This window comes from Providencia sp. NPDC089933, assembly GCF_049545585.1.
GTDB classification, from domain to species: Bacteria; Pseudomonadota; Gammaproteobacteria; order Enterobacterales; family Enterobacteriaceae; genus Providencia; species Providencia huashanensis.
The window spans coordinates 88,256-98,518 of the sequence record NZ_JBMWDT010000016.1; the positions used below are offsets into that span (position 1 = coordinate 88,256).

Consider the following 10,263-nt stretch of genomic DNA (forward strand, 5'->3'; position numbering starts at 1 on the left):
CGAGAAAATCTTAATCGAAAGAGAGCTGATTTGGACTGGGTGGGCTCATGAGTATAAAACTATGAGCCCGCGCTGAGGATTAATAATTATTAATAAGGTGCATCTGGCGTGGTAACTCGAATTAATTTTTCATTCACAAACTCACGAATGCCCGCAAGTGATTGTTCTCGACCATAACCAGAAAGCTTAGTTCCACCGAAGGGGAGCTCAGGGGCAATTCCTGTCGTATGATTGATATAAACCATCCCTGTGACTATTTGGCGAGCCACTTTTATTGCTTCCGCTTCATTCTTACCAAAGACAGTTCCACCTAAACCGAATTCAGTCGCGTTAGCTAATTGAATGGCTTCATCTATATTTTTTACAGCATAAATACAAAGTACTGGGCCGAATATTTCTTCATGATAAGCTTTCATATTCGGTTTTATATCTGTCAATATTGTGGGTTGCATAAACGCCCCTTCACGATCTAATCGCTTACCGCCAAATACCAGTGTTGCGCCCTCTTTTACAGCCACTTCAACTTGATTAATAACGTCGTTTACTGCTCCTTCGCTACTTAATGGGGCGAGTTGCGTAGCTGGGTCCATTGGGTCACCCACAATAATTTTTTCATAGATTGCTTTTGCTTTTGCGATAAATTCTTTCGCAACGTTTTCTAATACAATAATACGTTTTGGTGAAACACAAACTTGCCCTGCATTCCATAGACGGCCAGCAGTCGCTGTCGCAACCGCACTATCAATATCTGCATCAGCTAGCACAATAAAAGCATCACTCCCTCCTAGCTCAAGTGTTGATTTTTTTATTACTTTGCTTGCTTCAGAGGCAAAATTGGAACCAGCAGGTTTACTTCCTGTTAAAGATACGGCTTTGACTCGTTCATCTGAAACAAGAGCTGAAACTTTTGAGCCAGGAATGAATAAATTGTTGTAAACGCCATCCGGTAGGCCTGCTTCAATAAATATTTTTTCCATTATTTCAGCGCATTGGGGAATATTTGAAGCATGCTTTAAAACAATGGTATTCCCTGCCATTAGATTAGCAGCAGCTGTTCGAGTTATTTGATAAAATGGAAAATTCCATGGTTGAACAGTCAGGAGTACCCCGATAGGTTCATAAGTTAAGAAGGCTTTTCCGTGTTTAACATCAATTTCTTTATCCGCTAATAAACGGCTTCCTTCATTCGCATAGTAGTCAAAAATATTTGCGCATAATTCGACTTCGCTTATCGATTCACTTAATAGTTTTCCCATTTCTGTTGTACAGATTTTTCCGAGAAGCTCTTTTTTATCTCGCATAGATTTTGCTATGTTATGTAAAATTACTGCTCGCTCTGTAAATGAGCTTTTTTTCCAAGTCAGGTAGGCGTTATCTGCTTTGCTGAGTATTGTATCGACTTCCTCCGCACTCATTTCTTGATAAATCTTTTCTACTTTATTTGTTGCTGGATTAACTGATTTTATTGATGATGTCATATTCATTTTTTATTCCTTATCGCAACGGTTAAAGATAAATAATTCAACCTATCTTAAATTACATTTGATATGTCACCATAAAATGAGTTTAAAATGAATTTAAATGGCATTTTTCATCAAAAAATTTGTGTAAACAATTTTTAATTGTTTTTGAATGTTTTTTTTTATGTTTATTTATGAATCAATAGAAACGATTCAGCTTAAGCTATTCAATTAGTTATCATTTTTTATTTTTTTAACGCTAACGAAACGTTTCGATGTTGATCACAAATATTAACCATCAATATTGAGTTGTGACTCATCTTTACTATGATTACATGAGCGAAACGTTTCGCTTACTAGAATGGCGGTGAAAAATGAAAAAGGGTGTTTTACTTAATGCCAACGTGACCTCTGTAATTGCCAAGTTAGGTCATACGGACCAAATAACGCTTGCTGATGCTGGTTTGCCTATTTCTCAAGGAACTGAGCGTATTGATTTAGCCATTACTCAAGGCTTACCCGATTTCATGTCAGTTTTAAGTGTTATTACTCAAGAGATGCAAGTCGAAAAAGCCATTCTAGCTGAGGAAATTAGTACCAATAACCCACAAATGGAAGATGCTATTTTAGCTCACTTACAACAGCTAGAAGTCACTCAAAATAATACGATTGAAATTATCTATTGCAGCCATGAACGTTTTAAACAACTGACTCATGACAGTAAAGCGGTGATCCGCACCGGAGAATGTTCACCGTTCGCTAACATTATTCTTTGTTCTGGTGTGACTTTCTGAGGTGATTATGCAACCTTTATTAGAACTTATCGGAATCGATAAATCATTTCCAGGGGTAAAAGCCCTTAATGGGGCGACATTAAATGTCTATCCTGGAAAAGTCATGGCGCTGGTGGGGGAAAATGGGGCTGGCAAATCAACCATGATGAAAGTACTAACCGGTATCTATAGCAAAGATGCAGGTAAAATCCGCTATCTAGGCAAAGAAGTAAAATTTAATGGCCCTAAAAACTCCCAAGAAGCAGGCATTGGTATTATTCACCAAGAGCTAAATCTTATTCCTGAATTAACTATCGCGGAGAATATTTTTCTTGGTCGAGAATTTGTTAATGTATTTGGCAAAATCGACTGGAAAAAGATGTTTAGTGAATCAGACAAACTTCTTCAACGTCTTAATCTTGATTATAACAGCCACCAAACTATTGCTGAGCTCTCTATTGGTGAGCAGCAAATGGTCGAAATAGCTAAGGTTCTGAGTTATCAATCCCAAGTTATCATCATGGATGAGCCAACCGATGCTTTAACTGATACAGAAACAGCTTCTTTATTTAGAGTTATTGAAGACTTAAAAGCGCAAGGCTGTGGCATTGTGTACATTTCTCATCGGCTAAAAGAAATTTTTGAAATTTGCGATGATGTAACTGTTTTTCGTGACGGCCAATTTATAGGTGAAAAACCTGTTAGCGAATTAGAAGAAGAAAAGCTAATTGAAATGATGGTAGGACGAAAACTAGAAGATCAGTATCCGAGAGTTGATGTTCCTACTGGTAGTGTGCGCTTACAGTTGCAAAATATATCCGGTCCCGGAGTCACTAATGCCAGTTTTAGTCTAAAAAGTGGTGAAATTTTAGGGGTTTCAGGGTTGATGGGGGCAGGTCGCACGGAATTGATGAAAATTATTTATGGCGCGGCAGCGAAGAAAACAGGGACTATTACTCTTGAAGGTAAGGAAGTCACATTAAGAACTCCTCAAGATGGCCTAAATAACGGCATTGTCTATATTTCTGAAGACCGCAAACGTGATGGTTTAGTACTTGGCATGTCAGTGAAAGAAAATATGTCATTGACGGCACTACGTTATTTTAGCCGCGTAGGTGGTAGTTTAAAACATAAAGAAGAACAACAAACTGTCAGTGATTTCATTCGATTATTCAATATTAAAACGCCATCAATGAACCAAATTATTGGCAACCTTTCTGGTGGTAATCAGCAAAAAGTGGCAATTGCTCGGGGGTTAATGACGCGACCTAAAGTCCTGATCCTTGATGAACCAACTCGCGGGGTTGATGTTGGAGCCAAAAAAGAAATTTATCAATTAATTAACCAATTTAAGAAAGAAGGACTGAGTATCATTTTAGTTTCTTCAGAAATGCCAGAAGTGATTGGAATGAGTGACCGTATTTTGGTTATGCATGAAGGTCATATCAGTGGGGAGTTTTCCGCCAAAGACGCAACTCAGGAAGCCTTAATGGCTGCTGCAGTGGGTAAACATTATGGCTCAGTTCAGGAGTTATCAGCATGAGTTCAACTACCGCATCATCAAAACGCTGGTTCAGCAAAGCATGGCTGATGGAGCAAAAATCATTAATAGCACTATTAATTTTAATTGCGATCGTATCGACATTAAGCCCTAATTTTTTTACGGTTAATAACTTTTTCAATATCTTACAACAAACCTCTGTGAATGCCATTATGGCTGTTGGAATGACATTGGTCATTTTAACCTCAGGAATTGACCTGTCTGTCGGCTCATTATTAGCATTAACTGGGGCTGTGGCAGCTTCTATGGTGAGTACTGATGTAAATGCTTTAGTCGCTGTTGCTGGTGCATTAGCATTGGGGGCTGCAATTGGCGCATGTACCGGTGTTATTGTCGCAAAAGGTAAAGTTCAAGCTTTTATTGCAACTCTAGTCATGATGTTATTACTACGTGGGGTTACTCGCGTGTACACCGACGGAAGCCCTATTAATACAGGGTTTAGTGATAACGCAGATTTATTTGGTTGGTTTGGTATTGGGCGTCCATTTGGCATTCCGACCCCTGTTTGGTTAATGATCATTGTTTTTGCGGCTGCATGGTACATGTTGCATCACACACGTCTAGGTCGTTATATCTATGCATTAGGGGGGAATGAATCAGCAACTCGCCTATCTGGTATTAACGTCGACCGCATTAAAATTATCGTTTATGCCTTATGTGGCTTGTTAGCTGCATTGGCGAGTGTAATCGAAGTTGCGCGTTTATCATCAGCACAACCAATGGCGGGTAATGGATATGAATTGGATGCCATTGCTGCGGTTGTTCTTGGTGGTACCAGCCTTGCTGGTGGTAAAGGCCGCATTGTCGGAACCTTGATTGGTGCCTTGATCCTTGGTTTTCTAAATAATGGCTTAAACTTATTAGGTATTTCGTCAAACTATCAGATGATTGTAAAAGCTGTCGTCATCTTACTTGCGGTACTTGTTGATAATAAAAAATAACCCTACAGGAAAATTATTATGAAGATGAATAAATTAGCAACACTATTATCTGCGGTTGCACTGAGTGCAACGGTCAGTGTTAATGCGATGGCGAAAGATAGCATTGCATTAGTTATTTCTACACTTAACAATCCATTCTTTGTGACGATGAAAGACAGCGCACAAAAAGAAGCTGATAAACTGGGGTATGAATTGATCGTCTTAGATTCTCAAGATAACCCAGCTAAAGAGTTGGCAAACGTACAAGATCTAACTGTGCGTGGCACAAAACTTATGTTAATCAATCCAACTGATTCAGACGCGGTCGGGAATTCTATTTTAATGGCTAACAAAGCTAACATTCCTGTGATCACATTAGATAGAGCAGCAAATAAAGGTGAAGTTGTCAGCCATGTGGCATCAGATAACCGCATGGGTGGGAAAATGGCGGCTGACTATATCGCAAAAAAAACGGGTAATGAAGCAAAAGTCATTCAATTAGAAGGGATTTCCGGTACTTCAGCAGCGCGTGAGCGTGGTGAAGGTTTTAATACTGGAGCAAAAGAGCATAAATTTAATTTACTGGCGAGCCAACCTGCTGATTTTGATAGAACAAAAGGCTTGAACGTCATGCAAAACTTGTTAACGGCACATCCTACTGTCCAAGCGGTATTTGCTCAGAATGATGAAATGGCTCTAGGTGCTTTAAGAGCTTTACAAACTGCTGGTTACTCTGATGTTCTTGTTGTTGGGTTTGATGGCACTAATGATGGCATCAAAGCAGTAGAAAGCGGTAAATTAGGGGCAACCATAGCACAGCGCCCAGACCAAATCGGTATCGTTGGAGTACAGATAGCGGATAAAGTCTTAAAAGGTGAAAAAGTTGAATCTACGGTTCCAGTTGAATTGGAATTAGTGGTAAAACAATAAAAAATAAAAACCGCCGTTTACTATTATAACGGCGGTTCATTTAGTTTGTGGGTTATTACGTCACAATAAAAAGGAAATAAACGTTATGGCTACAGCAAAGCTAGTGGTTCTTGGTAGTATCAATGCTGATCATATATTAAATGTTAAGCAATTTCCGCAGCCGGGTGAAACGGTGAGGGGTGATCACTATCAAGTTGCATTTGGTGGTAAAGGCGCAAATCAAGCTGTCGCCGCGGGTAGAAGCGGTGCTGACATAACTTTTATTGCTTGTGTTGGTGATGATGGCATTGGTTCTAGTATTAAAAAACAGCTTAGTTTGGATAATATTAAAACTGAGTGTATTGATGCCATTCAAGATGAAACTACTGGTGTGGCATTGATTTATGTGAACCAACAAGGTGAAAACATTATTGGTATCAGTGCAGGCGCAAATGCACAATTGACGACAGAAAGGCTTGCTAGCTATCAACAAAAAATTATCGAAGCTGATGCTGTTTTAATGCAATTAGAGTCACCTCTTGATACGGTACAAATGGCTGCTGAAATTGCCAATAAAAATAATACACAGGTAATTTTAAATCCAGCACCAGCCCAGTCATTGCCAGATTCATTATTAACACTAGTCGATATCATTACACCAAATGAAACCGAAGCTGAGCATCTAACAGGGATTGCTGTTAATGATAATAAAGGAGCACAAGCAGCTGCACAGGTGTTGCACGAAAAAGGGATCAGCAAAGTGATGATAACGCTAGGGTCCAGAGGGGTTTGGTATAGTGAACAAGGCTCACAAGGGAAAATAATTCCTGCATTTAACGTAAAAGCAGTAGATACTATTGCGGCAGGTGATACATTCAATGGGGCTTATGTCACTGCACTATTGGAAGGTAAGGCAGATGAAGACGCAATTATTTTTGCTCATGCTGCCGCAGCAATTGCTGTAACTCGTCCTGGCGCGCAGCCATCGGTACCTTGGCGTAAAGAAATTGAACAATTTTTGACTCAACAGGATTAGCTTGTGGCAACAATGAAAGATGTGGCACGTTTAGCGGGGGTGTCGACATCCACAGTCTCTCACGTGATTAATCAAAATCGCTATGTTAGCGAAAGTATAACTCTGCGCGTCAAAAATGCGATAGAAGAGCTAAACTATGCCCCTTCAGCATTAGCTAGAAGCTTAAAAATGAATCGCACTAATACAATAGGGATGTTACTAACAACAAGTAATAACCCATTTTATGCAGAAGTAGTACGTGGTGTTGAACGTAGTTGCTACGAGCGCGGTTATAGTTTGATCTTATGTAATACTGAAGGTGACCTTCAACGTATGAACCATAGCTTAGAAACGTTATTACAAAAACGTGTTGATGGGCTATTAATTATGTGTACAGAAGTTCAAGGCCCATCGAAGGATGTGTTTACTCGCTACCCTAGCGTTCCGACCGTTATGATGGATTGGTCACCATTTGATTCAGTAGGAGATGTGATTCAAGATAACTCATTTCTTGGGGGGGAAATTGCTACCCGTTATCTTATTGATTCGGGTTTTACCCGAATAGCCTGTATTGCGGGGCCTCAAGATAAGTCTCCAGCAAGGGCTCGTTATCAAGGTTTTATTCAAGCGATGGAACAGGCTAAAATTGAAGTTAATGAAGATTATATTATTTTCAGTGACTTCGAATTTGCTGGTGGTTTTGAATCAATGAATAAACTGCTTGAGTTATCAACGCCTCCACAAGCTATTTTTGCAGGGAATGATGCCATGGCTGTTGGGGCTTATCAGGCTATATTCCAAAAAGGAATCAAAGTGCCTGATGATATTTCAATCATTGGTTATGATGATATCGACCTTTCACCTTATATGATCCCACCATTGACGACGATCCATCAACCAAAAGATAAACTAGGCAAACAGGCTGTTGACCAACTTATTTATCGTATGGATAACCCTGAAGCAGATGCCAGTGTTTTAGTATTAACACCTGAACTTATTGAGCGTCAATCGGTCAGGAAATGCTAATTTTTAGCCTTTTTTGCTTTATTTTTTATTAAGTTATCCCCATCAGTCTTACTTAATAATAAAAAGACAAAAGCGGATATTAAGGTGATAGCACCGACAGTAATAAAGGTATAATGGAAATTATCGACGGTATTGCTGTTAGGCTGTCCACCATAGAAGTTCAATATTGCTGCGCTCACTGCAATACCGAAACTTATCGATAGCTGTTGAGTCACGGCTAACATACTGTTCCCCGCACTTGCATTATTATCTGTTAGGTCAGCCAAACATATCGTATTCATTGCGGTAAATTGTACAGACATTACCATACCTAAAATGAATAAAGGGACTATTAACAGATAAATCGACATACTTGGTGACTGCAAGGAAAATTGAGCAATCATTAATCCAATAATGATGGTGATAACAAATAATGTATTACGGTACCCATATTTAGTGAGTATTTTTGTAACAGCGGATTTTGCTGTGATTGAACCAATCGCTAATGGTGCCATCATCATACCAGCAACAACAGCTTCATAGCCAAAACCAACTTGTAGCATTAATGGCATTAGAAATGGAATACTGCCAGTACCTAGTCGAGTTGCAACATTCCCACTGATACCAATAGAAAAAGTGCGAGTTTTAAATAAATTTAAAGGAATAATGGCGTGCTTAATTCGCCTTGCATGGAAAATATAAAGAAATAGGAAAAGAAACCCAATTGCAACAAGAGATACTGGTATAGATGTAGGTAGCGATTTATCACCAAAGAAATCGAGGCTGACAGATAGCATTACTAAACCGAATCCAAACAATAAGAAACCGAGGGTATCAAATTTTCGCTTCGGCATTTTAAAATCAGGCATATGTTTTAACGCATAAAAAATACCTAAAACGCCAATAGGAATATTAATAATAAATATCCAATGCCATGTGGCGTAGGTCACTAATATACCACCTAGCAGAGGCCCTAATATTGGCCCAACTAACCCCGGTATTGTGACAAAGTTTAATATTGGCAATAATTCACTACGTGGATAAGCTCTAATTAGCGCTAAACGTGCAACTGGCATCATCATTGCCCCACCAACCCCTTGAATAACCCTTGACGTTACTAAAAAATCTAGGGAGGGTGAAAGTGCACACAATAAAGAACCTAAAGAAAATAATGAAACTGCTAAAATAAAAACACGCCGTGTCCCAAATCTATCGGCAAACCACCCACTTACAGGGATCAATAAGGCAACAGTTAATGTGTAACTGACTACTGCTGATTGCATAGCAAGGGGGGAGTGGTGAAGGCTCTTGGCAATATCAGGTAAAGCCGTATTCAAAATAGTGGCATCAAGTGCTTGCATGAAAAAGGCCATGGCCGCAATCCATGGAAGACCAGACATATTTTTGGCTGTCTTGAACATCAGTTACCTATCTAAAAAATTGAATTCCAAAATCGGTGAGTTATCTCGTTAGTTTTATTTCTGAGTATTCGTTAATAAGCTATAGCAAAAATTAAGGGCATCTGCACTTTTGCCTTCAATAATTGCATTCGCGAGCTGTTGATGTGTATCAACTTCAATTACTTCATTATCAGTGATTACATCAAAATAACGCTGATAGATAGAGCGAAACAGATTAGCAAAAGAGATCAAAAAAGGGTTAGCGCAAGCTTTATAGATAGTTAAATGAAAATGGTAGTCAATTTTTATCCATCGTTCTCTATCAAATTCTTTTGCTAGTAATTGCATTTCACTCGCTAAAAGTTGTAAAGATTGTTTTTGTTCTTGTGTTGCATGTAATGCAGCAAGATAACAAGCTTGGGGCTCAATTGCGAGACGAACAACTTTAAAATGTTTAATAACAACGGACTGTTCTTCGCTATTCGACCACCACTTTAAAAGGTCTTGGTCCAAAAAATTCCAATTTGAAGAAGGCATCACACGAGTACCAATTTTAGGGCGGGCTAATACCATTCCTTTTGCCGCGAGTATTTTTATTGCTTCTCTTATTGCTGTTCTGCTTGCTTGGAATTGTTCTGATAAATCTAATTCATTGGGTAAAATGGAGTCAGGTAAATAGGTACTGCTTAAAATTAACTGTCCAAGATTCTCTGCAATAATATAAGAGCGGTTCTTCTGTGAGGCAGTTTGTTGCTTACTTAATTCCATAATTCATCTCAATACGCATTTCTTAGATACTTATATTACGCGAGTAAATGAATAATTGCTGCTGAAATAGTCAATATACAGACCTTATTTAACTTATAAAGCCTGTTTTGGCTAAAAAAAACGCGAACAAAATAAAAAAACAAAAAAACACTTGCTAGATTTTCTGGGCTCCCTATAATGCGCATCCGTTGTCACGATAAACCGGCTCGAAGAAAACCTCGAAGCCTTGTGATAACAGAGGTGAGAAAGAAAAAGTTGAAAATAAACGCTTGACTTTCTAAATAAAAAACGTAATATACGTCACCTCGCGACAACGACCTAAGTTAATAAAAACCGAGTCGAATTTCCAAAAGAAATGTCGCAACGCTCTTTAACAATTTATCAGACAATCTGTGTGGGCACTCACAGGACACTATCAAAAAAATATTTGATTTTAAGTCTTGAAGAGTGAC

The 10,263-nt window shown here is 38.8% G+C and carries 9 protein-coding genes; 6 read left to right on the plus strand and 3 right to left on the minus strand.

Going from position 1 to position 10,263, the window contains the following annotated elements; all coding sequences use genetic code 11:
- Nucleotides 1-89 precede the first annotated feature (89 nt).
- Entirely contained in the window at nt 90-1,484 is a 1,395-nt protein-coding gene (locus tag ACPEH5_RS19210) for an NAD-dependent succinate-semialdehyde dehydrogenase (protein ID WP_281111265.1), read from the minus strand.
- A gap of 350 nt (nt 1,485-1,834) precedes the next feature.
- On the opposite strand from ACPEH5_RS19210, the gene rbsD reads away from it, so the two are divergent.
- The 6 genes from rbsD (at nt 1,835) to rbsR (ending at nt 7,664) form a co-directional block, all read left to right on the plus strand.
- Nucleotides 1,835-2,254, plus strand: a complete 420-nt coding sequence (rbsD, locus tag ACPEH5_RS19215; RefSeq protein ID WP_042846813.1) for a D-ribose pyranase — start codon at nt 1,835-1,837, stop codon at nt 2,252-2,254.
- A 7-nt stretch (nt 2,255-2,261) separates the two neighbouring features.
- Nucleotides 2,262-3,776, plus strand: a complete 1,515-nt coding sequence (rbsA, locus tag ACPEH5_RS19220; protein ID WP_166686698.1) for a ribose ABC transporter ATP-binding protein RbsA — start codon at nt 2,262-2,264, stop codon at nt 3,774-3,776.
- The gene (gene rbsC, locus ACPEH5_RS19225) at nt 3,773-4,735 is read left to right on the plus strand and encodes a ribose ABC transporter permease (RefSeq protein WP_042846815.1); all 963 of its coding nucleotides are present in this window, start codon (nt 3,773-3,775) and stop codon (nt 4,733-4,735) included. The genes rbsA and rbsC overlap by 4 nt, the downstream gene beginning before the upstream one ends.
- Nucleotides 4,736-4,753: 18 nt before the next feature.
- The gene (gene rbsB / locus ACPEH5_RS19230; RefSeq protein ID WP_042846816.1) at nt 4,754-5,644 is read left to right on the plus strand and encodes a ribose ABC transporter substrate-binding protein RbsB; all 891 of its coding nucleotides are present in this window, start codon (nt 4,754-4,756) and stop codon (nt 5,642-5,644) included.
- An 85-nt stretch (nt 5,645-5,729) separates the two neighbouring features.
- Nucleotides 5,730-6,659: a ribokinase gene (rbsK, locus tag ACPEH5_RS19235; protein WP_042846817.1), complete on the plus strand. Its 930-nt coding sequence runs from the start codon at nt 5,730-5,732 to the stop codon at nt 6,657-6,659.
- A 3-nt stretch (nt 6,660-6,662) separates the two neighbouring features.
- Nucleotides 6,663-7,664: a ribose operon transcriptional repressor RbsR gene (gene rbsR / locus ACPEH5_RS19240; RefSeq protein ID WP_164975540.1), complete on the plus strand. Its 1,002-nt coding sequence runs from the start codon at nt 6,663-6,665 to the stop codon at nt 7,662-7,664.
- Here the strand turns inward: rbsR and mdtD are convergent.
- Both mdtD and ACPEH5_RS19250 read right to left on the minus strand, forming a co-directional pair.
- The gene (gene mdtD / locus ACPEH5_RS19245; protein ID WP_042846818.1) at nt 7,661-9,064 is read right to left on the minus strand and encodes a multidrug transporter subunit MdtD; all 1,404 of its coding nucleotides are present in this window, start codon (nt 9,062-9,064) and stop codon (nt 7,661-7,663) included. The genes rbsR and mdtD overlap by 4 nt on opposite strands.
- Before the next feature lie 54 nt (nt 9,065-9,118).
- A complete protein-coding gene (locus ACPEH5_RS19250; protein WP_042846819.1) occupies nt 9,119-9,811 on the minus strand; it encodes a FadR/GntR family transcriptional regulator in 693 nt (230 codons plus the stop codon).
- Nucleotides 9,812-10,263: the final 452 nt, after the last annotated feature.

Coding starts and splice junctions, on each gene's coding strand:
- ACPEH5_RS19210 (WP_281111265.1), bottom strand. CDS start 1,484: ATGAATATGACATCATCAATAAAATCAGTTAATCCAGCAACAAATAAA.
- rbsD (WP_042846813.1), top strand. CDS start 1,835: ATGAAAAAGGGTGTTTTACTTAATGCCAACGTGACCTCTGTAATTGCC.
- rbsA (WP_166686698.1), top strand. CDS start 2,262: ATGCAACCTTTATTAGAACTTATCGGAATCGATAAATCATTTCCAGGG.
- rbsC (WP_042846815.1), top strand. CDS start 3,773: ATGAGTTCAACTACCGCATCATCAAAACGCTGGTTCAGCAAAGCATGG.
- rbsB (WP_042846816.1), top strand. CDS start 4,754: ATGAAGATGAATAAATTAGCAACACTATTATCTGCGGTTGCACTGAGT.
- rbsK (WP_042846817.1), top strand. CDS start 5,730: ATGGCTACAGCAAAGCTAGTGGTTCTTGGTAGTATCAATGCTGATCAT.
- mdtD (WP_042846818.1), bottom strand. CDS start 9,064: ATGTTCAAGACAGCCAAAAATATGTCTGGTCTTCCATGGATTGCGGCC.
- ACPEH5_RS19250 (WP_042846819.1), bottom strand. CDS start 9,811: ATGGAATTAAGTAAGCAACAAACTGCCTCACAGAAGAACCGCTCTTAT.